The 26,935-nt window shown below is 73.8% G+C and carries 21 protein-coding genes; 13 read left to right on the forward strand and 8 right to left on the reverse strand.

The genetic code is table 11. From position 1 onward, the window contains the following. Nucleotides 1-55 precede the first annotated feature (55 nt). Nucleotides 56-2,503 (reverse strand): SpoIIE family protein phosphatase, encoded by a 2,448-nt coding sequence (locus AC3ET3_RS15695; RefSeq protein WP_432136425.1) that lies wholly within the window; start codon nt 2,501-2,503, stop codon nt 56-58. Between the two features lie 239 nt (nt 2,504-2,742). On the opposite strand from AC3ET3_RS15695, the gene AC3ET3_RS15700 reads away from it, so the two are divergent. Further along, on the forward strand, nt 2,743-4,893 hold the full coding sequence (locus AC3ET3_RS15700; protein ID WP_435612339.1) for a SpoIIE family protein phosphatase: 2,151 nt from the start codon (nt 2,743-2,745) through the stop codon (nt 4,891-4,893). A 119-nt stretch (nt 4,894-5,012) separates the two neighbouring features. Here AC3ET3_RS15700 and AC3ET3_RS15705 read toward each other — a convergent pair whose 3' ends face one another. Further along, the gene (locus AC3ET3_RS15705) at nt 5,013-6,356 is read right to left on the reverse strand and encodes a S1 family peptidase (RefSeq protein ID WP_435612340.1); all 1,344 of its coding nucleotides are present in this window, start codon (nt 6,354-6,356) and stop codon (nt 5,013-5,015) included. A 698-nt stretch (nt 6,357-7,054) separates the two neighbouring features. Here AC3ET3_RS15705 and AC3ET3_RS15710 point away from each other — a divergent pair. From AC3ET3_RS15710 to AC3ET3_RS15735, 6 genes are all read left to right on the forward strand, one after another. Continuing rightward, nucleotides 7,055-7,270 carry a type A2 lantipeptide gene (locus tag AC3ET3_RS15710; RefSeq protein ID WP_432136422.1) on the forward strand — a complete coding sequence of 72 codons (216 nt, stop codon included), beginning with the start codon at nt 7,055-7,057 and terminating at the stop codon, nt 7,268-7,270. Between the two features lie 95 nt (nt 7,271-7,365). Next, complete coding sequence (locus AC3ET3_RS15715) at nt 7,366-8,172, forward strand: HlyD family efflux transporter periplasmic adaptor subunit (protein WP_435612341.1); 807 nt, start codon at nt 7,366-7,368, stop codon at nt 8,170-8,172. Nucleotides 8,173-8,288: 116 nt separating this feature from the next. Then, nucleotides 8,289-10,406, forward strand: coding sequence for an NHLP family bacteriocin export ABC transporter peptidase/permease/ATPase subunit (locus AC3ET3_RS15720; RefSeq protein ID WP_435612353.1), 2,118 nt, complete (start codon nt 8,289-8,291; stop codon nt 10,404-10,406). A 1-nt stretch (nt 10,407) separates the two neighbouring features. After that, nucleotides 10,408-13,242 (forward strand): NHLP bacteriocin export ABC transporter permease/ATPase subunit, encoded by a 2,835-nt coding sequence (locus tag AC3ET3_RS15725; RefSeq protein WP_435612342.1) that lies wholly within the window; start codon nt 10,408-10,410, stop codon nt 13,240-13,242. Nucleotides 13,243-13,316: 74 nt separating this feature from the next. Then, nucleotides 13,317-14,318 (forward strand): Ppx/GppA family phosphatase, encoded by a 1,002-nt coding sequence (locus AC3ET3_RS15730; RefSeq protein WP_432136419.1) that lies wholly within the window; start codon nt 13,317-13,319, stop codon nt 14,316-14,318. Between the two features lie 46 nt (nt 14,319-14,364). Beyond that, nucleotides 14,365-14,559, forward strand: coding sequence for a hypothetical protein (locus AC3ET3_RS15735; RefSeq protein ID WP_432155238.1), 195 nt, complete (start codon nt 14,365-14,367; stop codon nt 14,557-14,559). On the opposite strand, the gene AC3ET3_RS15740 is transcribed toward AC3ET3_RS15735, so the two are convergent. Continuing rightward, nucleotides 14,556-15,164, reverse strand: a complete 609-nt coding sequence (locus AC3ET3_RS15740; RefSeq protein WP_435612343.1) for a flavodoxin family protein — start codon at nt 15,162-15,164, stop codon at nt 14,556-14,558. The two genes, AC3ET3_RS15735 and AC3ET3_RS15740, sit on opposite strands and share 4 nt — an antisense overlap. Before the next feature lie 23 nt (nt 15,165-15,187). On the opposite strand from AC3ET3_RS15740, the gene AC3ET3_RS15745 reads away from it, so the two are divergent. The 3 genes from AC3ET3_RS15745 to AC3ET3_RS15755 are packed head-to-tail and all read left to right on the forward strand — an operon-like array spanning nt 15,188 to nt 17,098. Continuing rightward, the gene (locus AC3ET3_RS15745) at nt 15,188-16,192 is read left to right on the forward strand and encodes an iron-containing redox enzyme family protein (protein ID WP_432136416.1); all 1,005 of its coding nucleotides are present in this window, start codon (nt 15,188-15,190) and stop codon (nt 16,190-16,192) included. Between the two features lie 53 nt (nt 16,193-16,245). Beyond that, complete coding sequence (locus AC3ET3_RS15750) at nt 16,246-16,902, forward strand: HemK2/MTQ2 family protein methyltransferase (RefSeq protein ID WP_432136415.1); 657 nt, start codon at nt 16,246-16,248, stop codon at nt 16,900-16,902. After that, the gene (locus AC3ET3_RS15755) at nt 16,883-17,098 is read left to right on the forward strand and encodes a CDGSH iron-sulfur domain-containing protein (protein ID WP_432136414.1); all 216 of its coding nucleotides are present in this window, start codon (nt 16,883-16,885) and stop codon (nt 17,096-17,098) included. The genes AC3ET3_RS15750 and AC3ET3_RS15755 overlap by 20 nt, the downstream gene beginning before the upstream one ends. Nucleotides 17,099-17,254: 156 nt before the next feature. Here the strand turns inward: AC3ET3_RS15755 and AC3ET3_RS15760 are convergent, their stop codons facing one another. Continuing rightward, nucleotides 17,255-17,677 carry a subtilase-type protease inhibitor gene (locus AC3ET3_RS15760; protein WP_432136413.1) on the reverse strand — a complete coding sequence of 141 codons (423 nt, stop codon included), beginning with the start codon at nt 17,675-17,677 and terminating at the stop codon, nt 17,255-17,257. 325 nt (nt 17,678-18,002) lie between these two features. On the opposite strand from AC3ET3_RS15760, the gene AC3ET3_RS15765 reads away from it, so the two are divergent. Next, complete coding sequence (locus tag AC3ET3_RS15765; RefSeq protein ID WP_432155241.1) at nt 18,003-18,608, forward strand: hypothetical protein; 606 nt, start codon at nt 18,003-18,005, stop codon at nt 18,606-18,608. A gap of 246 nt (nt 18,609-18,854) precedes the next feature. After that, the gene (locus AC3ET3_RS15770; RefSeq protein WP_432155242.1) at nt 18,855-20,021 is read left to right on the forward strand and encodes a lactate 2-monooxygenase; all 1,167 of its coding nucleotides are present in this window, start codon (nt 18,855-18,857) and stop codon (nt 20,019-20,021) included. A 45-nt stretch (nt 20,022-20,066) separates the two neighbouring features. On the opposite strand, the gene AC3ET3_RS15775 is transcribed toward AC3ET3_RS15770, so the two are convergent. The 3 genes from AC3ET3_RS15775 to AC3ET3_RS15785 form a co-directional block, all read right to left on the reverse strand. After that, entirely contained in the window at nt 20,067-21,716 is a 1,650-nt protein-coding gene (locus AC3ET3_RS15775; RefSeq protein WP_435612344.1) for a ricin-type beta-trefoil lectin domain protein, read from the reverse strand. Between the two features lie 406 nt (nt 21,717-22,122). Further along, nucleotides 22,123-22,500, reverse strand: coding sequence for a toxin Doc (locus AC3ET3_RS15780; protein WP_432136410.1), 378 nt, complete (start codon nt 22,498-22,500; stop codon nt 22,123-22,125). A 3-nt stretch (nt 22,501-22,503) separates the two neighbouring features. Further along, on the reverse strand, nt 22,504-22,749 hold the full coding sequence (locus AC3ET3_RS15785; RefSeq protein ID WP_432136409.1) for a hypothetical protein: 246 nt from the start codon (nt 22,747-22,749) through the stop codon (nt 22,504-22,506). Between the two features lie 175 nt (nt 22,750-22,924). Here AC3ET3_RS15785 and qcrB point away from each other — a divergent pair, with 175 nt between their 5' ends. Next, the gene (qcrB, locus tag AC3ET3_RS15790; protein ID WP_432136408.1) at nt 22,925-24,451 is read left to right on the forward strand and encodes a cytochrome bc1 complex cytochrome b subunit; all 1,527 of its coding nucleotides are present in this window, start codon (nt 22,925-22,927) and stop codon (nt 24,449-24,451) included. A gap of 5 nt (nt 24,452-24,456) precedes the next feature. Here the strand turns inward: qcrB and AC3ET3_RS15795 are convergent, their stop codons facing one another. Continuing rightward, nucleotides 24,457-26,697 carry a glycoside hydrolase family 9 protein gene (locus AC3ET3_RS15795; RefSeq protein ID WP_435612345.1) on the reverse strand — a complete coding sequence of 747 codons (2,241 nt, stop codon included), beginning with the start codon at nt 26,695-26,697 and terminating at the stop codon, nt 24,457-24,459. Between the last annotated feature and the right edge of the window lie 238 nt (nt 26,698-26,935).

Consider the following 26,935-nt stretch of genomic DNA (forward strand, 5'->3'; position numbering starts at 1 on the left):
TACCCACCGCTCGCCGGGCGATGCGCCCCCGCCCCGCGCTTCCCGCGCGTCCCCCTCACCGCCCGAGCACCACCTCGGACCACACCTGCTTGCCGCCGCTCACCGGCAGTGTGCCCCAGGCCTCGGACATGGCCTCCACCAGGAGGATGCCGCGCCCGCCGGTGGCCTCCCAGCCGAGGCTGGTGGGTTTGACGGGCGTGCGCGGTGAGGCGTCGGTGACGACGACGCGCAGCCGGTGGTTGATCAGCGTGAGGTCGAGGCGGACCCGGCCGTCGGTGTGCACGAGGGCGTTGGTGACCAGTTCGGAGACGACGAGCAGCGGGACGTCCATGGCGTCCCGGGGCACACCCCAGGCGCGCAGGGCGCGCCGGGTGAAGCGGCGGGCGTGACCGGCGGCCTCGGGGACCCGCCACACCGTCCAGCCCTCGCGCAGCGGCCGGACGGCCATGCCGTCGTAGCGCATCAGCAGCAGCGCCACGTCGTCGCCGCGGTGGGCGCCGCCGAGCAGCGCGTCGGCGACCAGACCGAGGTGGGCGGGGTCGGAGACGGCGAGTTCCGAGGCGAGCCGGTCCAGGCCGGCGTCGATGTCGGAGTCGGCGGACTCCACCAGCCCGTCGGTAGTCAGCGCCACCACGGTGCCGGGCAGCAGCCGCAGCGGGGTCATCGGGAAGTCGGCCTGGGTCAGCACGCCGAGCGGCGGCCCGCCTTCACCTTCGACGATGTCGGTGACGCCGTCCGGGTGACGCAGCACGGGCGGCGGGTGCCCGGCTCGCACGCACCAGGCGGTGCCCGCCTCCATGTCGAGGTCGACGTAGCAGCAGGTGACGAAGAGGTCGGTCTCCAGCTCCATCAGCAGCCGGTTGGCGTGGGAGACGACGACGTCCGCCGGGTGGCCCTCGGCGGCGTAGGCGCGCAGCGCGGTGCGCATCTGGCCCATGAGGGTGGCGGCGGCGGTGCTGTGGCCCTGCACGTCGCCGATGACCAGGGCGACGTGGTTGTCCGGCAGCGGGATCACGTCGTACCAGTCGCCGCCCACCTCCAGGCCCGCGGTGGCCGGGAGGTAGCGGGCGACGGCGACGCCGCCGGGGAGCTTGGGCAGGCGGCGCGGGAGGAGCTGGCGCTGGAGCATGCCGACGAGTTCGTGCTCGGCGTCGAAGGCGTGGGCCCGCATCAGGGCCTGGCCGACCAGGCCGGCGGAGGCGGTCAGCAGGGCGCGCTCGTCGGCGCCGAAGTCGTGCGGGGTGTCCCAGCCGATGAGGCAGGCGCCGGCCATGCGGCCCGCGGCGGGCAGGGGCAGGACGGCGAGGCCGCCGGGGCCGACCTCGGCGAGGGCGGGTTCCAGGGGGGTGCCGGCGGGCCAGATCCGCGCCCGGCCCTCGCGCAGCGCCGCGGCGAGGGTGGGCATGGCCCGCACCGGCGCGTCGGGCCATTCGGTGCGCCACTCCAGTCGCCACAGCTCGGGCCAGGAATCCGGTTCCGGCGGGTCGAGGACGGTGACGACGAGGCGGTCCCCCTCCAGTTCGGCGAGGGCCATCCGGTCGGCGTGCAGCGGTCGGCGCAGGGCGGCGACGACGGCCTGGCTGACGTCGCGGACGGTGCCGGCGGTGGCGAGGGCCGCGGCCAGACGCTGGACGCGGGCGACGTCGGTGACCTCGGGCCGCAGCGTGGACACGTCGGCGACGGTGCCGACCAGGCGGGCCGGGCGGCCCTCGCCGCCGGGCAGCAGATGGCCGCGCAGCCGCAGCCAGCGGGGCGGTCCGGCGGGCTGCAGGACCCGGAACTCCAGCTCCCGTTCGCCGATGGTCATGTGGTCGGCCTCCACGACCGACATCAGCGCGGGCAGGTCCTCGGGAACGGTCAGGCCGAGCAGGGTCTCCACGCGGCCGTCGAACTCGTCGCGGGTCACCCCGAACAGCTCCAGGATCTCGTCGCCCACGTCGGCCCGCCCGGTGTCCATCGCGAGGGTGAAGGAGTCCGCGCGGGGCACGCCGACCTCGTGGGGCACGGGTGGGCCGGGGGGCCGGGTGACCGCCTCGGCGACGAGTTCCAGGCAGGTTCGGCCGTCCGGGTCGAAGCCGTCGGGGCGCTCGGTGACGGCCAGCAGGCAGCCGCCGGTCTCGTCGGGCACCGGCAGGGCCGCGACATGGACGTCGCCGGACGGCATGCGCCGCGACTCGGCGCGGTCGGCCAGCTCCTCCGGCCCCAGCCACACCGGCCTTCCCCCGCGCTGCGCCTCGGCGGCCGGGGAACCGCCGTCCAGGGTGTAGCTCTCCCGCAGCCCGTAGACGGTGCGGGGCACGCCGGCCGACTCCGCCAGGCTGAGCATGTCACTGTTCTCCACGGCGACGTACACGCCGGCGAAGGAGGCGCCCGCGAAGACCAGGGCCTGTTCCAGCACCCGCCGAGTCCGCTCGGGCGAGAGGGGTCCTTCCGTGATCGCCCTGAGGGCGGCCTCGACGCGGGGCGTCCTCGTCCCGCGTCCTGTCGCACCCTGACTGACCACGTCCGCAATTACAGCGCGTATGGGGCGTGCGCGCAGCCCCTGGGACCGTTCGGTGCAGCCGCGTGCGCGCACCCGGCTGCCGCCGTGGGCCCGTTCGACGGCAGCCTGGCATATGCCCAGGTCTGTCGGGGTACCCGGGCGTTCCGGCATCGGTCGGCGCCGGTGCGCTCCGTCGTGTGCGCCGGGCAGTGACATGGCCGAGCGCCCCGCGCGGGCGGCCCGGGCGAGGAGATGATCGCGTGCGTGACGAGCAGACCCCGCGGCGGGCGACCGCCATCGCCGGCCCGCCGGCCGACGGGCCCCTGCTGTCGTCCGCGCTGCGGTCGCTGATGGACGCGACGGGCGCCCACTCGGGCGCCATGTACCTGCTCGCGGACGGTGAGCCGGTGCTGGAGATGGCGGTGATGGCGGGGCTGCCGCGGGCGTTCGCGGCGCCCTGGGAGCGGGTGGGCCTGAACACGCCGGTCCCGGTGGCCGTGGCGGCCCGCGAGCGGCGTCTGGTGTGGGTGGACGGCGAGGAGGAGATGGCCCACAGCTATCCGCGCATCGCGGTGGTGCTGCCGTACCCGTTCGCGCTGGCGGCGCTGCCGGTGGCGACCGAGGACCGGCTGTACGGCGCCGTCTTCGTGACGTGGCCGGGCACGCGTCCGCTGGAGCTGTCGGAGCGGGAGCGCCGGGAGCTGGTGGAGGGCTGCGACCGGCTGGCGCGGCTGCTGGAGGCCGCGGCGGCGGAGAACCGCTCCCCGCGTGCCGGGACGGACCTGCCGGGCCGGGTGCCCGTGTCGGGCGCCGCCGACTCGCTCGGCACGATGGAGGCGGCCCGGATGGTCGCCCGGCTGCCGTACGGGATGTGTTCGCTGGACGTGCACGGCCGGATCGGCTTCGCCAACGAGGCCGCGGGCGAGCTGCTCGGTGTGCCGGCCGACCGGCTGCCGGGCACCCGGCTGTGGGCGTCGGTGCCGTGGCTGGACGACCCGGTGTACGAGGAGCGTTACCAGGCCGCGCTGGTCAGCCAACGGCCGACCTCCTTCGTGGCGCTGCGGCCGCCCGCCGACTGGCTGTCGTTCCGGCTCTATCCCGACACGACGGGGCTGACCGTGCGGATCGCGCGTGCCCCGTCGGTCGCCGGGCCCGGGCGGTGGCCGGTGGGCCCCGCCGCCACGGAGCAGCACCCGCTGGTGACGATCGCGCAGGCGCTCAACATCGCGGGGGCGCTGACCGAGACGGTGGGGGTGCAGGACGTGGTGCGGCTGGTCGCGGACCAGATCGCGCCGGCCGTGGGGAGCAGGGCGCTGGCACTGCTCGCGGCACGGGCGGGACGGCTGCACGTGCTGGGGCACCACGGGTATCCGGACCCGCGGGCCCTGGAGCGGTGCGACGGGACGCCGCTGAGCACGCGCTCCCCGGGGGCCCAGGCGCTGACCAGCGGGGTGCCGGCGTTCTTCGACTCGTGGGAGCAGTTGGAGCGGCTGTACCCGGAGCGGCACGCGGCATCGGACGGCTTCGCGGCCTGGGCCTACCTGCCGTTGATCGCCTCGGGACGGCCGGTGGGCGCGTGCGTGCTGGCGTACGCGGAGCCGCACGTCTTCTCCACCCACGAGCGGGCGGTGCTGAGCAGTCTGGCCGGGCTGGTCGCGCAGGCGCTGGACCGGGCGCTGCTGTACGACGCCAAGCACCGGCTGGCGCACGGGCTGCAGCAGGCGCTGCTGCCCCACTCGCTGCCGGAGGTGCCGGGTTTCGAGGCCACCGCCCGCTATCTGCCGGCCACCCGGGGCATGGACATCGGCGGTGACTTCTACGACCTGGTGGCCACTCCCCCGCCGGCGGCGGTGATCGGGGACGTCCAGGGGCACAACGTGACGGCGGCGGGTCTGATGGGGCAGGTCCGTACGGCTGTCCGGGCGTACACGGCCGTCGGCCAGGAGCCCGGTGAGGTGATGCGCAGCACCAACCGGCTGCTCGTCGACCTCGGCTCCGACCTGTTCGCGAGCTGTCTGTACCTGAGGCTCCTCCCGCGGCGCGGGCGGGCGCTGATGGCGCGGGCCGGGCATCCGCCGCCGCTGCTGCGTGACGCCGACGGGCGGGTGCGGGTGCTGGACCTCCCGGGTGGGCCGCTGCTGGGCATCGACGGCACCGCGTCCTACCCGACGACCGAGGTCGGCCTGCCGCCCGGCTCTCTGCTCGTGCTGTACACGGACGGGCTGGTCGAGAGGCCGGGCACGGACATCGAGGAGGCGGTGGCCGTCCTTGCCCGGCGGCTGGCGGTGTCGGGCGACCGGCCGCTGGAGGAGGTCGCCGACCGGCTGGTGGGACATCACGCGGTGGCGGAGGAACGGCTGGACGATGTGGCGTTGCTGCTCCTGCGGGCGCGGGCCGACGGCACGGAGTGATCCGGGGCCCGTCGCAGGGCGTGCCCCGCGGGTGCCGGGCCCGGGGCCGGGCACGCGGGTACCGGTGCCCTGTGACGCAGTGTCCCGCGGGCCGCGTCACAGGGCCGTGGCCGAGGCGTCTAGCGCGTCGTCACGGCGTTCTGGTCGGCGCCGCCGCGGGCCCGGCCGCCGCCGGTCCGATCACCGCCGGCCTGGCCGCCACCCGCCTGGTCGTCGCCGGCCTGACCCCCGCCGGCCTCGTTGCCGCCCGCCTGGTCGCCTGCCTGGTCGCCTGCCTGGTTGTCCCCCGCCTGATTCCCGCCGGCCTGGTCGCCGCCGGCCTGGTCACCGGCTCCCGCGCCGCCCTGGGCGCCGTTGTCGCCGAGGGTCGCGCCGACCGCCGCGAGGGCGGTGGTGACGGGCTGGAAGAAGGTCTCACCGCCGTTCGTGCAGTCGCCGCTGCCACCGGAGGTCAGCCCGATCGCGAGGCCGTCCTGGGTGAAGAGGGAGCCGCCGCTGTCACCCGGTTCGGCGCAGACGTTCGTCTGGATGAGGCCGGTGACGGTGCCCTCGGGGTAGTTCACGGTGGCGTTCAGGCCGAGCACCTGGCCGTTGGCCAGGCCGGTGGTGCTGCCCATCCGGAAGACCTGCTGGCCGACGGTCGCGTCGGCGGCCCGGAGGATGGGGACGCGCTGGTTGCCGACGTCGACATCGCTGGGCGCCTGGGTGTTCGGGTCGTCGTACTTCACCAGGGCGAAGTCACCGGCGCCGGGGAAGGTGGCCTGGTCGACGGTGGCGATCGGCTGCCCGTTCGCGGAGTCCGACCACCGCTCGGCGGCGACGCCGCAGTGACCGGCCGTCAGGAAGGCGGGACTGCCGTCGCCGGCCACCACGTTGAAGCCGAGGGAGCAGCGTGATCCGGCGCTGAAGATGGCGTCGCCGCCGGAGACGAGGGGCTTGAAGGTGCCGGACGACTTCTTGAGGGTCGCCATGCCGGAACCGAGGCTCCGGACGGTGCTCTCCAGCCGGTTCCACTTGCCGCCGGTGACGGTGCTGTCGGCGGTGACGAGGATCTTGTTGGTCCTGGGGTCGACGGCCCAGGCGGTGCCCGCGATGGCGGCCCGGCTCTCCAGGGTGTGCGCGGCCGACTCCAGTTCGGCGGTGCTGTTCTCGACCTGGCGGACGGTGGCGCCTGCCCGCTCTGCCCGGTCGATGACGCTGCCGTCGGCGCCGTCGGCGACGTTGACCACGAGCCGTCGGCTGCCGCTGTCGTAGTAGGAGCCGGCGAAGGCGTCGCCGAGCAGCCGCTGTACCTGGACGGCGACCTCCGACGCGTCCGCCGCCTTGAGGGTCTTCGGCGCGGCCGAGGCGCCGCCGTCCTGGGAGGCGTTGGCGTTGGGCAGCAGCAGCGCCGCGGCTCCGAGCGCCGCCACACCGCCCACCGCTATCGCGGCCTTGCGCTTCGGCATTCGCTTGTGACTCAACTTCTCGACCTCCTGGGGGGAACGGGGTCTGCTGCCCTGCGGCAGCTCCGTACAGCGGCGCCTGGTCGGCCGTTGGTACGAGGGAGGCGCGCGGTGCGTTCAATTCCGTTTTTCGGCGCGCGGTCCGAGCCCTCGCGATCCGGCCATCCCACGGTCCCTGCCGAAGGTCTGACGCACCGCCCCGCGCGCCGGTGCGGCGGGGCGACGGCCGACGGCCCGCAGGACTGCGGTGACCGCCCCGGATGTCCTGAACGCATCGGTGACCGGCCGGCCGGTCCGGCGCCCGGTGCGCGACGTTCGGTGACCGTTCCCTGACGGAACGTCGCGCACGAGGAGCGGAATGACCGCTTCAGGGAATCTGCACACCGATTGCCCACCGGGGTCACCGCGGTCGGCACTCCTGCACAACTCCGCGACGGCGACCGCGCCTTTGGGACGGGAGTGCCGGTTTCGCCGCGCCGACGTCCCGCGCTCGTCCGAGCGGAGCCGGCCCGAGCTGTGAAGAAGTCGCCGCCAAGCCGTGCCCACACCCTCACGCTTTGACGGCGACGTGACGCAAGACCGCAGGTGGGAAGGGGCGTTGAGTGGAGTCGGCGGCCGGGGACCTGCTTTGATCCATCGCACCGCGGGGGTCCGCCAGACACCCGCGCTCCCCCTTTGTGAAAGACCCTGATGATCCATAGGAAGGGAAGTTCCTCATGAACTCCACCCCCCAGGTCGAGACCGCCGAGATCTCCGACGCCGACCTCGACAACGTCTCCGGCGGCCTGTCCGTGAACGCCCTGGGCACCGTCACCGGCCTGGTGGACGGCATCGCCCCGGTCAACGGCCTGGTCGACACGGCCGTCGGCACCGTCGAGGGTGTCACCGGTCTGAACACGGCGCCGGTCACCAACCTGGTCGCCGGTCTCTGATCGCGCCCGCGTCATCGTCGAGTCCCGGAGCCGCCTCCCGGCTCCGGGACTCTTCGGTGCCCCGGCCCACGTCGTGCCGTCGCAGAGGAGGTTCCATGCAGTTCCGCCAACAGGCCCTCGCCAAGCTCCAGTCGCCGGAGGAGCTCGACCTCCCGGTGCGGCTGGCCCGCCCGCAGGGCCGGCTGGTGCTGGCCGTGACCGTCGTCGCGCTGGCGGCCGCGTCCCTGTGGGCGGTCACCGGCTCGGTCACCGCCACGGTCGGCGCGCCCGCCGTCCTCACCCACGGCCAGGGCAGCTACATCCTGCAGAGCCCGGCCGCCGGCCAGGTCACCGCCGTCCTGGCGGAGGAGGGCGAGCGCCTGCCCGCCGACGCCCCCGTGCTGAGGGTCCGCACCGGCGAGGGCGAGGCGACCGTGCGCATGGTCGCCGCGGGCCGGATCACCACGCTCGCGGCGACGATCGGGCAGATCATCGCCACCGGCGCCGACGTGGCGGCCGTCGAGAAGGTCGCCCACGCCGACGACCCGCTGTACGCGACGGTGTACGTGCCCGCGCGGAACGCGGCGGCGATCCCGGAACACGCGGCCGTCGACCTGACCGTGCAGACGGTGCCGGCCGAGCGGTACGGGGTGCTGCGCGGCCATGTGGAGTCGGTGGACCGCACCGCCCAGTCGGCGCGGCGCATCGCGGCGTTCCTCGGCGACACCCAGCTCGGCGAGCAGTTCACCGCGGGCGGCCGCCCGGTCGCCGTGCTGGTCCGCCTGGACACCTCGGCGTCGACGAGGAGCGGTTACCGCTGGTCCTCCGAGGACGGCCCGCCGTACCCCCTCGCCTCCATGACCCTGGCCACCGGCTCGATCCGGCTGGCCGACCGGCATCCCGTCGATTGGCTGCTCCCGTGACCACCGCACGGCAGACCACCGCACGGCAGACCCGCGGCCGGCGCCGAGCGGCTCCGCCCCGGCGTGCCCTCCCCAAGGTCCGGTCCAGGGCCGTGCGCACCCCGACCGTGCTGCAGATGGAGGCCGTCGAGTGCGGTGCCGCCTCCCTCGCCATGGTCCTCGGCCACCACGGCCGGTACGTCCCGCTGGAGGAGCTGCGGATCGCCTGCGGCGTCTCCCGTGACGGCTCTCGGGCCGGCAACCTGCTCAAGGCGGCCCGCAGTCACGGTCTGACGGCCAAGGGCATGCAGATGGACCTGGCGGCCCTCGCGGAGGTCCGGGCGCCCGCGATCCTCTTCTGGGAGTTCAACCACTACGTCGTCTACGACGGCATGGGCCGCCGCCTCGGGCGGCGCGGGGTGTTCGTCAACGACCCAGGCACGGGCCGCCGCTTCGTGCCGCTGGAGGAGTTCGACGGCAGCTTCACCGGTGTGGTGCTGGTGATGGAGCCGGGCGAGGGCTTCACACGGGGCGGGCGCCGCCCGGGGGTTCTGGGCGCCCTGCCGGCCCGGCTGCGCGGCACGGCGGGCGCCCTCCCGGCGGCCGTTCTGGCGAGCCTGCTGCTGGTGCTGGTGGGCGCGGCGGTGCCGGCGCTCAGCCGGACCTACATCGACATGTTCCTGATCGACGGTCAGTCCTCCCTGCTGGGCACGCTGTTCGCGGCCATGGCCGTCTGCGTGCTGCTGACGGTGGCGCTGACCTGGTTGCAGCAGGCGAACCTGCACCACGGCCGGATCGTCTCCTCGACGCTGTCCAGCGCACGGTTCCTGCGCCATCTGCTGCGGCTGCCGGTCACGTTCTTCGCACAGCGCAGCCCGGCCGACCTCGTGCAGCGGCTGCAGTCCAACGACGCGGTGGCCGAGACCCTGGCCCGCGATCTGGCGGCGGCGGGCGTGGACGCGGTGGTGGTGGTCCTGTACGCGCTGCTGCTGTACACCTACGATCCCCAGCTGACGTTCGTCGGCATCGGGGTGGCGCTGCTGAACGTCGTGGCGATGCGGGTGGTGGTGCGGCTGCGGGCGACCCGTACGGCCAAACTGCGCGCGGACACCGCGCGGCTCACCAACACGGCGTACACGGGTCTGCAGCTGATCGAGACGATGAAGGCGACCGGCGGCGAGGACGGCTACTTCCGCAAGTGGGCCGGCCAGCACGCCACCACGTTGGAGGAGCAGCAGCGGCTGGGAGTGCCGAGCGCCTGGCTGGGGGTGGTGGCGCCGACGCTGGCGACGCTGAACAGCGCGCTGATCCTGTGGATCGGCGGCATGCGGGCGATCGAAGGCCATCTCTCGGTGGGTCTGCTGGTCGCCTTCCAGGCCCTGGTCGCCCGGTTCACCGCTCCGCTGACGCGGCTGAACGGCGTGGCGGGCCGCATCCAGGACTTCGCGGCGGACGTGGCCCGGCTGAAGGACGTGGAGAACTTCCGGGCCGACCCGCGCTACGACCGCCGCGGCGAGGCGGACTCGACGCGCCGGCTGCACGGGCACGTCGAGCTGGAGAACGTCACCTTCGGCTACAGCCCGCTGGACAAGCCGCTGCTGACCGGTTTCGACCTGACGGTCGGGCCGGGCCGCCAGGTGGCGCTGGTGGGCGGCTCCGGCAGCGGCAAGTCGACGGTCTCCCGGCTGATCGCGGGGCTCTACACCCCCTGGGAGGGGGTCGTCCGCATCGACGGGCAGCGCCTGGAGGACATTGCGCGCGGTGCGCTGGCCGCCTCGGTGGCCTTCGTCGACCAGGACGTCTTCCTGTTCGAGGGCACCGTCCGCGACAACGTGGCGCTCTGGGACCCGTCGATCCCGGACGACGCGGTGGTGGAGGCGCTGCGGGACGCGGCGCTGTACGACGTGGTGACGCGCCGGCCGGGCGGCATCCACGGCAAGGTCGAGCAGGACGGCCGGAACTTCTCCGGCGGGCAGCGCCAGCGCCTGGAGATCGCGCGGGCCCTGGTGCGCCGGCCGAGCGTCCTGGTGCTCGACGAGGTGACCAGCGCGCTGGACGCGGAGACCGAGCTGGTGGTCATGGACAACCTGCGCCGGCGCGGCTGCGCGTGCGTGGTGATCGCGCACCGGCTCAGCACCGTGCGGGACAGCGACGAGATCGTCGTCCTGCAGCACGGCACGGTCGTGGAACGCGGCCGGCACGAGGAACTGGTGGTGCGCGGCGGGGCGTACGCGGCGCTGGTCCGGGAGCGGTGAGATGACGGCCGTGTACGAGGGCGGCGCCGTCCACGACGGCGATCCGGTGCTCGCCGCGTTCGGCGGCGCGGGTACCCGGATCGACTGCGCGGGCCTCGCCCGGCTCGACCTGGAAGGGCCGCAGACGTTGTGGCTGGTGGCGTCCGGGGCGCTGGACCTGTTCGCGGTGGACGCCGGACATCAGGGGCACTGGCACCACCTGGGCCGGCTGGAGCCGGGCTGTCTGCTGCTCGGCCCGGTCGCCGGCCCCCGGCACACGCTGGTCGCCCGCCCGGTGCGGGACTGCGTGGTGCACCGGGTCGGGCTGCGTGAGCTGTACTCGCCCGCACCGGCCGGGACCTGGGTGTACGACGAGTACGGCACCGCCCGGTGCGTTCCGCCCGCGGCGAGCGCGCTGGAGCACGCGCTCGCGCTGGGAGTCGGCCGTGGCCTGTCGGTGCTGTTCGAGGCCCCGGTGGCCGGGCAGGACCCGGCGGCGGTCGCGGACGACGACGTGTTCTGGATGCAAGTGCCGCCGGGCGGTGTGCAGTACGGGTCGCTGTACGGTGCGGAGGCCGCCGCCGACCTGCTGATGGACCCGGCGGTGTGGCAGGGCATGGTCGATCAGCAGTACCGGCTGCTGACCGCGCTGGACCGCTGGATCGAGCAGCTGGAGCGCACCCACGAAAGCCGTGCGGCCGCCGGGATCAGGGCGGGCGAGGCGGTGAGGGCGCGGGCCGACCGCACTCTGCTGGCCTCGATCGGCCGGTCACCGGTCAAGCGCCCCACGGCCGCCGACGCCGACGCCACGTACGCGGCATGCGGCCTGGTCGCCCGGGCGGCCGGGATCAGCCTCGCCGAACCGGCGCGCACGGGGGCGGACGGCGACCGGCTCGATCCGGTGGAGCGGATCGCCCTCGCCTCCCGGGTGCGCACCCGTGCGGTCCGGCTGCGGGACCGCTGGTGGCGGGAGAACGTGGGCCCGCTGGTGGGCCGGCGGGCGCTGTCGGGCGCGCCGGTCGCACTGCTGTGGCGGCGCGGCGGCTACGTCGCGGTCCATCCCTCGACGGGGCGGGAGACCCCGGTGGAGAAGGCCAACGCGGCCGAGTTCGAGCCGCGCGCGGTGATGTTCTACCGGCCGCTGCCGGACCGGCCGCCGAGTCCCCTGCGGCTGGCGCGGTTCGTGCTGCGCGGCACGGGCGGTGACCTGGCCAACCTGCTGCTGAGCGGGCTGGTGACGGTGGCGGTCGGGGCGCTGGTGCCGATCGCGACGGGCAAGGTGCTCGGCGAGTACGTCCCGAGGGCGCAGGCCGGCCCGATCACCTGGCTCTGCCTGGCGGTGATGGTCGGCGGCGTGGTCGCGGCGGCGTACACGCTGCTGCAGAACCTGACCATCCTGCGGCTGGAGGGCCGGGTGGAAGCGACGCTCCAACCAGCCGTGTGGGACCGGTTGTTGCGGTTGCCCACCGCCTTCTTCGCCCAGCGGTCCACGGGTGAGCTGGCCAGTGCCGCCATGGGGGTCAGCTCGATCCGCCGGCTGCTGGCGGGCCTCGGGCCGTCGGTGGCGCAGTCCCTCACCGTCGGCGCGATGAACGTGGGCCTGCTGCTGTGGTACAGCGTGCCGATGGCACTGGTGGCGATCGGCATGCTGGTCGTGATCGCGGCGGTGTTCCTGGTGCTCGGGCTGTGGCAGGTGCGCTGGCAGCGGCGGCTGGTCACGCTCACCAACAAGCTGAACAACCAGGCGTTCCAGACCCTGCGCGGGCTGCCGAAGCTGCGGGTGGCGGCGGCCGAGAACTACGCCTACGCCGCCTGGGCCGCCCAGTTCGCGCGCAGCCGCGAACTGCAGCAGCGGCTGGGCCGGATCAGGAACCTGAACGCGGTGCTGGGCTCGGTGTACCTGCCGCTGTCCTCGCTGCTGATGTTCATGCTGCTGGCAGGTCCGGCGCGCGGCGCGCTGTCCGCGGCCGAGTTCCTCACCTTCACCACGTCGGTGACGATGCTGCTGACCTCGGTGACATCGCTGACCGGCGCGTTCGTGTCGGCGGTGGCCGCGCTGCCGCTGTACGAGGAGATCCGGCCGGTGCTGGAGGCGGCGCCCGAGGTGCGCCCGGCGAGCACCCGGCCGGGTCCGCTGTCGGGGGCGGTGGAGGCGCGGCGGCTGTCGTTCCGGTACTCCGACGACGGGCCGCTGGTGCTGGACGACGTCTCCCTCGACGTGCGGCCGGGGGAGTTCGTGGCGGTCGTCGGACCGAGCGGGTGCGGCAAGTCGACGCTGCTGCGGCTGCTGATCGGCTTCGACCGGCCGGTGTCGGGCAGTGTGCTCTACGACGGTCAGGACCTGGCCGCCCTGGACCAGTCGGCGGTGCGCCGGCAGTGCGGGGTGGTGCTGCAGCACGCGCAGCCGTTCACCGGCTCGTTGATGGAGGTCATCTGCGGCACCGAGTCCTACAGTCCCGAGGAGGTGATGGCGGCGGCCGAGCTGGCGGGTCTCGCGGAGGACATCCGGCGGATGCCGATGGGCCTGCACACCATCGTCTCGGGCAGCGGATCGGTCTCGGGCGGGCAGCGCCAGCGGCTGATGATCGCGCAGGCGCTGATCCGGCGCCCGCGGATCCTCTTCCTCGACGAGGCGACCAGCGCCCTGGACAACGAGACGCAGCGCGTCGTCATCGAGTCCACCCGTAAGATCCAGGCCACTCGGGTGGTCATCGCGCACCGCCTGTCCACGGTGCTGGACGCCGACCGCGTCGTCGTCATGGAGCGCGGCAGGATCATCCAACAGGGCACCCCGGCACGGCTTCTCGCGGACACCGGGGGCCGTCTGCACGAACTGGTGCGGCGCCAACTCGCTTAGCGTGGGCGGCCGGTTTCACGCCCGGCGGCCGCCGTGAGGGGCAGGAAGGGCGCCGTCTGGGTACTCGCCCGTCCATGAGAATCAGTGTGGTGGACGTGGGATCGAACACGGTCCGGCTGGTGGTGGCGGACGCCACGGGCGGGGTGCCGTTGCCGGTGCACACGGTCAAGTGGCGGCTGAGGCTGTCGGAGCTGGTCCGGCCGGGGGAGCCCATCCCCGAGGAGGCCGTGGAACGGCTGGTCGACGCGGTCGGGGCGGCGGACCGTACGGCGGCTCGGTGGGGTGCGGCGGGGCCGCTGGCGTTCGCGACCGCGGTCGTGCGGGGCGCGCCGAACCGCACGGAGGTGCTGCGCGCGGTGCGGGAGCGTACCGAGGTGGCGCTGTGCACCCTGCCGGGCGAGGTGGAGGCCGAGCTGACGTTTCTGGGGGCACGGCGCTGGATGGGGTGGCGGTCGGGTCCGTTGACCCTGCTGGACATCGGCGGCGGCTCCTTCGAAGTGGCTTTCGGCCGGGGGCGGTTGCCCGATTTCGTGGCGGCGCTGCCGCTCGGCGCGGGCCGGCTCACCCATGAGTTCCTGCTCGCGGAGGACCCTCCCGACCCGGAAACGCTCCGGGCGCTGCGCCGCAAGCTGCGGCACGAACTGCGGGACGCCGCGGCCCGGATCCGCTGGGAGGGACCGCGCACGGCGGTGGCCACCTCCCGCACCTTCCAGCAGCTGGGCCGGCTGTGCGGGACGGCGCCCGGCCGGCACGGCCCCTTCGTGGAGCGGACTCTGTACCGGCGCGACCTGGGGCGGGCGGTCGAACGACTGTCCCTGCTGTCGGCGAAGGAGCGGGCGGCGCTGCCTGGGATCTCCGCGCCGCGCGCCGCACAGAGCCTGGCCGGCGCGGTGATCGGGCACACGGCGATGAAGCTGACGGGGCTGAAGTCGGTGACGCTCTGCCCCTGGGCGCTCCGGGAAGGGGTGCTGTTGCGCCACATCGAGGACGGCCCGTCCTGGTGGGCGGAGGTCGGCCGGCTCTCCGACGGGGCGCTGCCCCGTGAGCCGGCACCCCTGCGGGTCGCGGGCCGCTGACCCGGCAGATCCGGGTGAAATCGAACGATCAGGAGAGGAGCAGCACGTGTCCGAGCAGAAGAACCCCCGGGAACCGTCCGAGACGGCGCTGGAGGAGGTCATGCGGGAACTGTCGGAGGCCGCGCACCGCGTCACCGACCCGGAGGACGAGCCGGGCCGGGACGGCGGTGAGGCGGGCGAGGCGATCACGCCCAACGTCCGCGCCCAGGAGGAGTCCCAGGGCGACGGGGGCCGGCCCTAGCCGGGCGGCGCTCCCAGCGGACGTTCCGCGAGGGCCCGGGCCACGCCGTGGAGGTTGGCGGCCATGGCCCGGCCCGTGCGGTCGGACCGTTCGTGGCCGCGCTCGTCGTCGAGGTAGTCCGGGCCGGGCCCGGGGCCCAGGTGCCAGTAGGTCCAGGCCTGGCCGGGGACGGTGTAGCCGATGTCGGCGAGCGCCCCGGAGATCTCGCTGATGACGTGGTGGGCGCCGTCCTCGTTGCCGGTGACGACCACGCCGGCCACCCGGTTGTAGGCGACCGGCCGGCCCTCGTCGTCCGTCTCGGACATCATGGCGTCCATCCGTTCCAGGACGCGCTGCGCGACGGAGGAGGGCCGGCCGAGCCAGGTCGGCGAGGCGACGACGAGGATGGCGCTGGACAGCAGCTTGTCGTGGACGCGGGGCCACATGTCGCCGTCGTGCACCGCCTCGCTGGTCACACCGGGGGCGATGTCCAGGTCGACGGCCCGCACCACGTCGACCTCCACGCCGTCCTTCTCCAGCTGGTCGGTCACGACGCGGGCCAGCGCCTCGGTGTTGGAGGAGTCGGGCGACCTCTTGAGAGTGCAGTTGATCACGAGTGCCTTCATGCCGCCCCGGGTACCCACCGCACATGACCTACGACCATCGGGATCCCGTCCTGCCCCCGGCCCGGGGTCCGGTCTCCGCGGCCGTCGAGCGGTACCTGACGGGTGACGGCCCGCCGCCGTCCCCCGCGGCCGCGGCGGCCGCCCCGCCGTACGACGACGACCTGCAGCTGGCCCTGTACCTCTGCTACGAGCTGCACTACCGGGGTTTCGCGGGAGTTTCCGGCGACCGGGAGTGGGATTGCGCGCTGCTGCGGGTCCGGGCCGCGCTGGAGGACCGTTTCCTGACCGCGCTGCGCGCCGACGTACCGGCCCGTGCGAGCGTCGACGACGCGCTCGCCGAGCTGCTGGTGGAGCCGGTCGAGGGCGACGGGGTCAGCCATTTCCTGCGGGACGAGGGCACCTTGGAGCAGTTGCGGGAGTACGCGGCGCTGCGTTCGGTGTACCACCTGAAGGAGGCCGACCCGCACGCCTGGGTACTGCCGCGGCTGTGGGGCCGGGCGAAGGCGGCCATGGCCGCCGTGGAGTACGACGAGTACGGCGGCGGCCGCGCCGACCGGGTCCACGCGGTGCTGTTCGCCGACCTGATGGCGGACCTGGGCCTGGACACCGCGTACGGCCGCTATCTGGACGCCGCGTGCGCCGAGGTCCTCGCCACGGTGAACCTGATGTCCCTGTTCGGGCTGCACCGATCGCTGCGGGGGGCGCTGGTGGGCCATTTCGCGGCGGTCGAGATCACCTCGTCGCCCGGTTCCCGGCGGCTCGCCGACGCGCTGCGCCGTACCGGGGCGGGGCCGGCGGCGGTGCGTTTCTACGACGAGCACGTGGAGGCGGACGCGGTGCACGAGCAGGTGGTCCGGCACGAGGTGATCGCCGGTCTGCTCGGGGCGGAGCCCGGGCTGGCGCCCGACGTGGCGTTCGGGATCGACGCCACCGGCCTGCTGGAGGGCCGGCTGGGCGACCGGCTGCTCACCGCGTGGCGCTCCGGCCGTTCGGCACTGCGGCTGCGGCCGGAGCCGGTCCCGGGATGACCGGAACCACCTGAACAGACCATATTTCCTTTTTGTCCGGGTACTGGGATCGGATGAATCCGTTGGCACCCCCGGGCGTCTACGCACCGCAGGAGGACACCGCCCTCCTCGCCGGAGCTCTCTCCCACGAACCGCTCCCCGAGGACGCGGACGTCCTCGACGTCGGCACCGGCACCGGCGCGCTGGCCCTCGCAGCGGCCCGGCGCGGCTCCCGCGTCACCGCCGTCGACGTCTCCCGGCGCGCGGTGTGGACCGCTCGGCTGAACGCGCTGCGGGCCGGGCTGCCGATGCGCATCCGGCACGGCGACCTCTTCGATCCGGTACGCGGACGGGCCTTCGACCTGATCCTCGCCAACCCGCCGTACGTCCCCGCCCCGCCCTCCGACGGCGCCGTGCCGCACGGTCCGGCGCGGGCCTGGGACGCGGGACGCGACGGGCGCCTGCTGCTGGACCGGATCTGCCGCGAGGCGCCGGCCCTGCTGCACCCCGGCGGGGTCCTGCTGCTGGTGCACTCCGGGCTGAGCGATCCCGGCCGGACCCTGACGCACCTGCGGGCATCCGGCCTGAAGGCGTCGGTGACCCTGCGGCGGCGCGTTCCGTTCGGGCCCGTCCTGCGGGAGCGCTCGGCGTGGCTGCGGGAGCGGGGGCTGCTGCCCGCCGACGAGGAGAGGGAAGAGCTGGTGGTCGTCCGTGCCGAACTCCCCCGCTGACCGCCCCCGCCGGATCGCCGCGCGACGCCGGGGCCCGCTACTGGTGGAAGGCCCCGTGGAGATCGAGCTGGAGGACGGCACGGTCGTCTCCAGCGACCGGTTCCGGGTGGCGGTGTGCACCTGCGGCCGCAGCCGGCGTTTCCCCTGGTGCGACACCAGTCACCGGGACCGGGCTCCCGCCCGACGGCGGGAGTGAGCCGCGCACACGAATGACCCCAGGGGTCGGACAGGCGGCCCCACTCCGCCCGTCCGACCCCTGGGCAACGAGATCGCTGCGGTCCCGTGTCAGGACTCGCACTCCCCAGTCACGAGCCTCTCGCGGCACTCACGGGGAACCACGCGATCCCGGTCTCTAGAACGCGAAGAGGCTGCTGCCGCTCGCGTTCATCAGGCACTCGTTGGCAAAAGTGCGCTCGTAGGAGACCCGCAGACCCTGCCAGACACCGTCGACGGTGACGACCACGGGCGCGTACTCCCTGGTGCAGATGGCGGGCCCGGGCTCCGCCAGCGCGTCCAGATCGCCGTCGGCGGCGCGCAGTTCGGCGCAGGCCGAGGCCGGCGCCGGATGCGTACCGGAGGACGTCGGCGCGCAGCTCAGGGTGACGGCTCGGGACGGGTTCACCTGGGCCGCGCTCTCGCCGTGGCCCATGGTCAGCACCAGGGCGGACGGGGCGTAGAGCGAGTCGGTGGCGGCGACCGCGCTCCCGGCCAGGGGAGCGCAGACGGCGGTGGCCGTCAGGGCCAGGGTCGCCGCCCAACGCGCGGTGTTCCGCATTGTGTGCATCCTTCCGCTGAAGTTCGAGGGTGGGCCGGCCCGCACCTGTGGGTGCCGGACGCGGCGAGCGCGAGTCTGCCGAGTCCGCGGCGGAAACTCACATCGACCCCACGGGTTTCAGTAACCTTGCGTATTGAATCAGTGGCGCGAAGTCACGGAGTTCGAACGTTCAAACCCCGGAACCAGGCGGCTCCCGCTCCGCCCGATCAGCCACCTGGCCGAAAACCCTATGCTCGTTAATCGTCCTGAAACATTCAGCTTCCGCCCTCCGGGGACCACTTGGCGACCCCTTGCGTTCATGGACCTGCGCGGTAATGGTCATTACATGACCATGAGCGAGCCGACGAGCGGGCGGGGCGAGGCGGTGCGCGGCTGGTTCGCCGACCATGTGCCGCACGGCCTGTTCGACGAGCTGACCGAGGTGCGCGTCGACCGCGAGGAGATCACCGTGATCGGGCGGATCCCCGCACCCCCGCTCGCCGCCGGGACACCCGCCGCGGAGCGCGTCGTGGCGGTCGAGGCCCGGGTCCAGGAGTTCCGGGAGCGCACCCGGCAGAGCCGCACCGCCGTCGCCCGCGAGGCGCGGCAGCGCTTCGGCCGGACGGTGTCGTGGGGCGTCGACTGCGCCGGGGAGCGGGTCCTGTTCGCCCCGCTGACCACACCGGTGATGACACGGTTGCGGCAGCCCGAGCGCCAGGTGCTGGACACCCTGATCGCCGGGGGCGTCGCCCGCAGCCGCAGCGACGCGCTCGCCTGGTGTGTCCGGCTGGTGGGCCGCCACACCGGCGACTGGCTCACCGACCTGCGCTCCTCGCTGGAGGAGGTACGCCGGGTGCGGGAGCGGGGCCCGGACGTGGAACACCCCTACGGCGCGAGGGCGGACGGTCGGCGAGCCGGCAAGGACGCGTCGGCGGGTGACGGCGCCGGGTGACCGCGCGGGTGAGTGCGGCGGGCGAGTGCGGCGCATGACCGCTCCGGCATCCCTGCCGGAGGCCGTCGGCCGGACCGGCCCCTCGGGGCGCGGCGGCGGGGACCGGTCACGAGCGGGCGCACGGAGCCGGTAGCCCCCGGACACCGGGCAGCACGACTCCCGTCGGGATCTGGCGCCCCGGTCCCGCATACCCGCCGGTATGGTCGGGCGCGGCGCATGCTCGACGACGAGAGGCGGGACGGCCCCATGGCCAGGCACTGGGCGGACTTCCAGTACGAGATCTACCTCAACGGCATGACGGGTGCGGTGCCCCGGCTGCCCACCGAACTGGGCCGTCTCGAAGAACTCACCGAGCAGCGGCTCGGACCGGGTCCGGTCGGCTATGTGGCGGGCAGCGCCGGCGACGGGAGCACCGCGCGGGCGAACCTGGCGGCCCTGGAGCGGCGCAGGATCGTGCCGCGCATGCTGCGCGACGTGCGCGAGCGGGATCTCTCGGTGGAGGTGCTGGGCCGCACACTGCCCGCGCCGCTGGCGCTCGCCCCGATCGGCGTGCTGTCGATCATGCATCCGGAGGCGGAGCCGGCCGCCGCCCGGGCCGCCGCCGCGCAGGGCGTGCCGTTCGTGTTGTCCTCGGCGTCCAGCACACCGATGGAGCAGGTCGCCGAGGCGATGGGGGACGCCGAGCGCTGGTTCCAGCTGTACTGGTCCAAGGACCGCGAGGTCACCCGCAGCTTCCTCGGCCGGGCGAGGGCCAGCGGGTTCTCGGTGCTGGTCGTCACGCTGGACACCCCGCTGCTGGCCTGGCGGCCGCGCGACCTGGACCAGGCGTACCTGCCGTTCCTGCACGGCGTGGGCACCGCCAACCACTTCACCGACCCGGCGTTCCGGGCGGGCCTGGCCAAGCCGGTGCACGAGGACCTCAACGCGGCCGTGCTGCATTTCGTCAACCTGTTCGCGGACCCGGGGAAGACCTGGCCGGATCTGGCGTTCCTGCGGGAGAACTGGGACGGGCCGATCGTGCTGAAGGGGATCCTGCACCCGGACGACGCCCGGCTGGCGGCGGACGCCGGGATGGACGGCGTGGTGGTCTCCAACCACGGCGGCCGGCAGGTGGCCGGCTCGGTCGCCGCCGCCGACGCGCTGCCGGGTGTGGCCCGGGCGGTCGGCGACCGGCTGACCGTGTTGTTCGACAGCGGGGTGCGCTCCGGGGACGACGTCTTCAAGGCGCTCGCCCTCGGCGCCCGGGCGGTCCTGCTGGGCCGGCCGTACGCGTACGGCCTGGCCCTGGACGGGCAGCCCGGCGTCGAGCACGTGATCCGCTGCCTGCTCGCCGAGTTCGACCTCACGCTGGCCCTGTCGGGCCACGCCCGGCCGGGCACCGTCGGTGCGGACGACCTGGTCGATGCCGGGTGACCGACCGGTCCGGGGCCGGGCGCCGACGTCAGGCGGTGCGGTCGGTCAGGCGGTGCGGTCGGTCAGGTCCACCTGCCGCGCCGACGCCCCCGCGGTACCCCTGATCGACAGCGATCCGGCGCCGGCGGCCACCGGGTCGGTCCGCCAGCGCTGCCCGGACGAGCCGTCGCGGACCTTGGCCACGAGATCGGCGCCGGCCTCCCCGCCGACGGGGGCGAGCGCGAGGGCCTCGTCCCAACGGGGCAGCAACTCGCCCTGCACGGTGAGGTCGTAGCGGACGTCGTCACCCCGGGCGGAGTCCGGCTCGGCACACGCGCCGAGGATCACCACCCCGGCGTCGGCGTGCGAGTCCAGACACAGCTCGGGCGCGGCGACGCTGCGCAGCTGGCCGTCGTTCTCGTACGTCCACTGCTGGGCCCGGTCGGCGGAGCAGACCGCCAGTTCGACGCCGGAGCCCTGCTGCGGCGCGCCGCCGGTGGCGAGGCACAGTCCGGAGGCGGTGTTGCGCAGTCTGGCCGGTTTGGGCACACCGGTCGCTCCCCCGGTGCCGGGGGTGGTCGGGGCGCCGGTGGCGGGGGCCTGGGCGCCGGTGCCGGGGAGGGCGCCCCCGCCGGTGGCACTGGTGGAGGCGGCCGGGTCGGCGCCCCCGCCGTCGGACCACATGCCGGCCGCGAGCAGGGTGGCCAGCAGACCGGCCGAGGCGAGTCCGACGCCGGTGAGCAGCGCCCGCGGCGAGTTCTTGGCGCCCTGCACGCGTCGTACGGAGGCGGGGACACGGTCCCGCAGCCGCCGTCGGGTGCCGCGCGGGCGGCCGCCGCGGTGCCGGGCGGAGCCGCGCAGCAGCGCCGGCTGCTGGCGGAGGCGGCCGGGGCGGGTCTCCAGATAGCGCTGGGCGCCCAAGCCGAGCACCGACTCGGCGAGCAGTAGCCCCAACTCCCGCTCGAAATGGCTGAGTTGTTCTGCCGCGGCCCGGCAGTAGCGGCAGTCGTCGAGGTGCCGGCGCACATCGGGGAGCAGTTCGCGGCCGCGTCGCAGGGGGACGTCGAGGAGGCGGTTGTGGAAGCGGCAGTCCTTGCTCGGCGCGAGTTCCCGGTGGGCGCGGACGATGCCGTCGCGCAGCTTCTCCCGGGCTCCGTCGAGCGCGGCGGCCGCGGTGTCGGCGGGTATGCCGAGCAGCACGGCGGCGACGGCCACCGGCTCGGCCTCGACCTCGACGTGCCACAGCACCGAGCGCTCCACGGCGGGCAGGCCCTCGAAGGACTGTGCGGTCAGCGTCCGGTGGTCCGGTGTCGGCGCACCGACGGCACGCAGGGCGCGCGCACCGGACGGCTTGCGCAGCGCGGGCAGGACGCCGGTGAGGCGTTCGGTGCCGGCCCACAGCAGGGCGGTGTCGCGTACGGTCACCAGCAGCCGGGGGCGCAGCGCGGTGCCGGGCTCGCCCAGCTTGAGCCGGTCGAGGACCTGGTGGAAGGCGGCGCCGGTGACCATGGCCGAGACGCTCGCGGCGGAGTCCAGGCAGATCACCGCGTAGTCGTGGACCGGCTTCCAGTGCCGTGCGATGAGCAGGGCGGTGGACTGGGCGACCTGGTGGTCGGGGCCGCCGCGCACGCCGAGGGCGAGCGACTCGTCGGACTCGGCCTCGGCGGTGCCGGGCGGCGGCGGGTACGACGGACGGGGCGGGTGGGGGGTGGGCACTGAGCGGATTCCTTTGGTACGAACCTGGTTCGGCACGGTGGGGAGGCCCTGCCGTCACCCCCGCGCGAGTGGTTCACCCTTGCACAGCGGAGTCGTGCGCAACAAGGCACTCGATCGAGATCGGCCTTATTGAAAGAAAGTCGACAGGGCGGGCCAAGTCGGACCCCTCGCGCACTTGTTCGCTCCCCCTGGCGCTCCGGCGCGCACCCCGTGTGAACCGAGCGCACGCACCGCAGTCCCGCGCACGCTCCCGGCCCGCCGGACCGGGGAGTGGACTGGAGGCCGGCCTTTCCTCCGAGGCCCCGCGCGGAACGGCGGCTCTTCCGCGCGAAACGGCCGCCGGCCCTGTTCCCCCCGCCCCGGGCCGGCGGCGCGGGAGTGCGGCGTGCGCAGTCGGCCCCGGGGCTCAGATCTGCCAGGAGCGCAGGCGGTCGGCGGCGCCGTACACATCGGACTTGCCGGACATCAGATCCCGGGCGAGGTCCACCAGCGCGCCGTAGGGCGGATCGATGCCGACGCCGCTGACGTACATGTAGGCGAGGGCGGTGGCGCAGGCGAAGCGCGCGTTCGCCGACGGCAGCGGCTTGAGCACGGCGAGGGTGTGCAGCAGCGCGGCGGCCCGCCAGGCCGGGTCCGAGTCCACGCCCAGGCGGGGCGGGTCGACCCGGTGCCGGGCGACGGCGGCGACCAGCGCGGAGAAGTCGTTGATCGTGGGCTGGTCGGGGAGCACCTCTTCATGGCGCTGCAGCAGCCAGGGCACGTCGATATGGATGACGGGTGTCATCGGTCAGGCGACCCGCCCCTCGCCCCGGACGGGCGTTTCGTCGTCGGGGAACGCGGCCGCGAACTCGTCGGCGTGCCCGGCGAAGAACTGCCGGAAGGCCTCCGCGCCCTCCTGCAACGCGCGGTGGCGGGCTATGTCGGCGGCGGCCGCCTCGCGGACGAGCGCCTTCATCGACGTACCGCGCTCCTTGGCGATCTGGCGGAGGTCCTCTAGCTCGCGATCGCTGAACTCCACGTTGAGAGCTGGCATGACCTCACGGTACCGCTCGGGTACTGCGGCGTAAATATCCCCAGGTCAGGTGTGCGACTCGCTGGTACCGGCCGACGGGGGGCGCTGAGACCCGCGTCACACCTGGCCGTCCCCTGTCACATTCCCGCCCGCTGCCGTGTCCCAGGGGTGAGCGCGCCACCGGGGAGGTCCACGCATGTCCGAAACCGCTGTTCCGGAAGTGACCGGCAGATCCGCGGGCGGGGAGGGGGGACGAGGTGAGCGGGTCGCCGACTGGTTCGACGGACGCCTCGGCATCCACACCCTGGGCCGCAGGTACCTGCGCAAGGTGTTCCCGGACCACTGGTCGTTCCTGCTCGGCGAGATATGCCTGTACAGCTTCGCCGTGCTGGTCCTGACCGGTGTCTGTCTGACGTTCTTCTTCCACCCGTCGATGAACGAGGTGACGTACCACGGCGGGTACGCGCCGCTCAACGGCGTCCGGATGTCGGAGGCGTACGCGTCGACGCTCGACATCAGCTTCGAGGTGCGCGGCGGTCTGCTGATGCGGCAGCTGCACCACTGGGCGGCCCTGGTCTTCGTGGCCGGGATGCTCACCCACATGATGCGGCACTTCTTCACGGGGTCGTTCCGCAGGCCCCGGGAGGTGAACTGGCTGTTCGGCTGGGCGCTGCTGTTCCTCGGGCTGTTCGAGGGCCTGTTCGGCTACTCACTGCCGGACGACCTGCTGTCGGGCACCGGGCTGCGCTTCCTCGACGGGGCGCTGCTGTCGGTCCCGGTCGTCGGGACGTATCTGTCGATGTTCCTGTTCGGCGGGGAGTTCCCCGGCCACGACGTCGTCGGCCGGCTCTACTCGCTGCACGTCCTGGTGGTGCCGGGAATCATGGCGGCCCTGGTGGTGGTGCACGTCTTGCTGGTCGTGTACCACAAGCACACCCAGTTCGCCGGTCCCGGACGCACCGAACGCAACGTGGTGGGCGCCCCGTTCATGCCGGTGTACCTGGCGAAGGCGGGCGGCTTCTTCTTCCTCGCCTTCGGGGTCCTCACCCTCGTGGCGACGGTGGCGACGATCAACCCGGTCTGGGCCTACGGCCCCTACCGGCCCGACCAGGTGTCCACCGGCGCGCAGCCGGACTGGTACCTGGGCTTCGCCGAGGGGCTGCTGCGCATCATGCCGGGGTGGGAGATCACGCTGGGCGGCCACACCCTGGCCCTCGGGGTACTGGTCCCGATCGTGGTCTTCCCGCTGCTGCTGGTCTTCCTCGGCGTCTACCCGTTCCTGGAGGCCCGGGTCACCGGCGACCGGCACGAGCACCACCTCCTGGACCGCCCCCGCGACCGGCCCGGCCGCACGGCGATCGGTGCGGCATGGATCAGCCTCTACCTGGTGCTCCTCGCGGGCGGCGGCAACGACATCGCGGCGACCCGTCTGCACCTGTCGGTCAACGCGGTCACCTGGGCGATCCGCATCGGCGTGTTCGTCGTCCCGGCCCTGGTCTTCGTCGTCACGCGCCGCGTGTGCCTCGGCCTGCGCCTGCGCGACAGGGAACTGGTCGAGCACGGCCGGGCGACCGGTGTGATCGTCCGGCTGCCGCACGGCGAGTACGTGGAGCTGCACGAGCCCCTGGACGCGGCCCGCCGCCACACCCTGACCGCCCGTGAACGGCCGGGCCCGCCGGTGGCGCACGGGAGCCCGGCCGAACCGGTGGAGGGTGAGCGGTAGCGCGCCTACGCCTGGTCGGCCACGAAGGACGCCATGCGGGTCAGGGCGGAGTTCCAGTTGATGGTGTGCTCGTTCGTCGACCAGGACTGGATGTCGTCGATGTAGCAGAACTGGCCGACGCAGCCCTGGAGCTTACTCTGCGCCAGCGGGTCCTGGATGCTGGAGTTGGGCCCCCCGGCAAGGGTGCCGGCCGGCGGGTTGGGCTGGCTCGGGTCGAGCTGGTGGGCGTACCAGCGGGCGTGCTGGTTGTGCGAGTTCACCTCGCCGTAGCCGGTGACGTAGGACGTGTTGAGGGCGTTGCGGCCGAGGATGTAGTCCATGCTCTGCACCGCGCCGTCCCGGTACTTGCGGGCCCCCGTCAGGTCGTAGGCGGTGGCGAGGACGACCGCGTTGTGCAGGACCTGATGGTTGGATCCCCAGTCGTAGAGGTTGTCGGCGGGGGCGTACGGCATGCCGTACGGGTGGGCCCGCAGCGTGGCCAGGTAGCGGTTCGCGCCCTGGACGACCGACCGGCGCACCTTGTCCCGCCCGGGCAGCCGGTTGGGCACCAGCGCCAGGTCGAGCCGGCCGGCGGCGGCGGTGTTGCCCCAGTCGTAGCTCACCGGGCCGAAGATGTCGGCGGTGTGCACCGGGGAGTTCAGGATGTGGTCCTGGAACTGCTTCTCGCCGGTGGTCAGGTACAGCTCGGCCGCGGCCCAGTAGAACTCGTCGGCGACGTTGTCGTCGGGGTAGGCGCCGCCGCCGGTGCCGTCGTCCGGGTCGGCGTAGACGTCCGGGTGGGCGAGCGCGGCCGTCCATGCCTTGCGCGCCGCGGTGAGCGCCTCGGCCGCGAACTCCCTGTCGTACGAGCAGTACAGCCGGGCCGCCTGGGCGGCGGTGGCCGCCAGGTTGAGGGTGGCGGCGGTGGTCGGCGGGTGCAGCTCGCGCTTCTGCGGGTCGTCGGCGGGCATCAGGGGCAGTCCGGTCCACTGCTCGTCGTGGATCTTGTGGTGGGCCATGCCGGCCAGCGGCTGCCCGTCCGGCACCTGCATCTTCATCAGGAACTCCAGCTCCCAGCGCGCCTCGTCGAGGAGGTCCGGCACGTGGTTGCCGCTCTCCGGGATGGCGAGGGTGCCGTCGCCGAGCTTGTCCTGCCGCCCGGTGCGGGCGTACCGGGCGCGCTCGTAGGTGCTGAGCAGTTCCCAGGCGGAGATGCCGCCGTTGACCACGTACTTGCCGTGGTCGCCGGCGTCGTACCAGCCGCCGGTGACGTCGAGCCGGTAGTCGCAGACGCCCGGCTGGCAGGGCACGTCGGAGTCGCCCTGGTTGGGGGCGACGCCGACGTGGCCGGCGGCACGGCCGTAGCCGGGGCGCAGGTCGTCGCGGACCGGGATGCCGCTGCGCTGGGTGTAGTAGTACTTCGCGGCGTCCAGGCGCAGCCGTTCGTAGGCGGCGGTGCCGAGGTCGAAGGGGTGGCTGGTCTCGCCGTCGGCGACCAGGGTGAAGCCGGTGCCGCGGCCCCGGTAGGAGCCGAAGTCGATGGAGTGGACGTTCTGCCCGGAGGAGGCGTCCGTGCCGCGCGGCACGGTCCAGCCGTGGGCGACGGTCCAGCCCCGGGCGTTCTTCAGCTTCCAGCGCAGACGGGTGGTGGCGTCGGTGACGAGGGTGGCGTTCTTGGGGCCCGCGGGCAGGTAGCCGACCTGGTTGACGCGGACGCGCGGCCCGGTGTCGGGTTCGTACACCTCCGGGGGCACCCCGCCGAGCAGCGAGACGTCGTCCACGCAGAACCGCCAGGAGTCCGCGCTGCCGCCGACCTGGAAGGCGACCTGGCCCTGGGTGGTGTCGACGGGCGAGGTGAAGGTGTAGCTGTAGGTGTCCCCGCTCTCGGTCACGACCGGGGCCGCCTCCTGCCAGGTGTCGTAGGGCGTGACGGCGAGGCCGACGATCGCGCGTACGACGTGGCCGTCGGGCAGTCCGGAGGCGCTGAAGGAGAAGCGGTAGGTCTCGCCCTTGACCAGGGTGATGTCGTTCTGGCCGATGGCGGAGTCCCAGCGGTTGGCCGTGCCGCCCGGCACGTCGGCGCACAGCCGGCCGTCGGCGAGGCCGGCGGTGACGTTGCTGGTCCACCAGGGGTCGGTGGTGGTGTCGAAGGTGCCGTTGCGGACCTGTTCCACCTCGTCGGCACCGGCCTGCTGGGCGGGCAGCGCGGTGAGCGCGGCGCCCAGCAGGGCGGTGAGGGTGAGCAGGCTGGTTCTGCGTCGTTGCACGTCTGGGCTCCTCGGGGAGGTGCGGGTGCGCTGAGCCTCTGGGAGCGCTCCCATGAATTGGGAGCGCTCCCAGTGGACGGACGCAGGCCATGTTTGTGGGAGGTATGACATGCCGTCAACGGTCCGGACGGCACTTGCCGCCGACCGGACCGGAGGATCCCGCTATGCCGTGAACCTGCTGATTCCCGCCGCCCGGTGGGGGTGGCCGGGGTCCGACGCCGGTCAGCGAGGGCCTCAG

This window comes from Streptomyces sp. bgisy159, assembly GCF_057707805.1.

Coding starts and splice junctions, on each gene's coding strand:
- AC3ET3_RS15710 (WP_432136422.1), top strand. CDS start 7,055: ATGAACTCCACCCCCCAGGTCGAGACCGCCGAGATCTCCGACGCCGAC.
- AC3ET3_RS15715 (WP_435612341.1), top strand. CDS start 7,366: ATGCAGTTCCGCCAACAGGCCCTCGCCAAGCTCCAGTCGCCGGAGGAG.
- AC3ET3_RS15720 (WP_435612353.1), top strand. CDS start 8,289: ATGGAGGCCGTCGAGTGCGGTGCCGCCTCCCTCGCCATGGTCCTCGGC.
- AC3ET3_RS15725 (WP_435612342.1), top strand. CDS start 10,408: ATGACGGCCGTGTACGAGGGCGGCGCCGTCCACGACGGCGATCCGGTG.
- AC3ET3_RS15730 (WP_432136419.1), top strand. CDS start 13,317: ATGAGAATCAGTGTGGTGGACGTGGGATCGAACACGGTCCGGCTGGTG.
- AC3ET3_RS15740 (WP_435612343.1), bottom strand. CDS start 15,164: ATGAAGGCACTCGTGATCAACTGCACTCTCAAGAGGTCGCCCGACTCC.
- AC3ET3_RS15745 (WP_432136416.1), top strand. CDS start 15,188: ATGACCTACGACCATCGGGATCCCGTCCTGCCCCCGGCCCGGGGTCCG.
- AC3ET3_RS15750 (WP_432136415.1), top strand. CDS start 16,246: ATGAATCCGTTGGCACCCCCGGGCGTCTACGCACCGCAGGAGGACACC.
- AC3ET3_RS15760 (WP_432136413.1), bottom strand. CDS start 17,677: ATGCGGAACACCGCGCGTTGGGCGGCGACCCTGGCCCTGACGGCCACC.
- AC3ET3_RS15765 (WP_432155241.1), top strand. CDS start 18,003: ATGACCATGAGCGAGCCGACGAGCGGGCGGGGCGAGGCGGTGCGCGGC.
- AC3ET3_RS15770 (WP_432155242.1), top strand. CDS start 18,855: ATGGCCAGGCACTGGGCGGACTTCCAGTACGAGATCTACCTCAACGGC.
- AC3ET3_RS15780 (WP_432136410.1), bottom strand. CDS start 22,500: ATGACACCCGTCATCCATATCGACGTGCCCTGGCTGCTGCAGCGCCAT.
- AC3ET3_RS15785 (WP_432136409.1), bottom strand. CDS start 22,749: ATGCCAGCTCTCAACGTGGAGTTCAGCGATCGCGAGCTAGAGGACCTC.
- qcrB (WP_432136408.1), top strand. CDS start 22,925: ATGTCCGAAACCGCTGTTCCGGAAGTGACCGGCAGATCCGCGGGCGGG.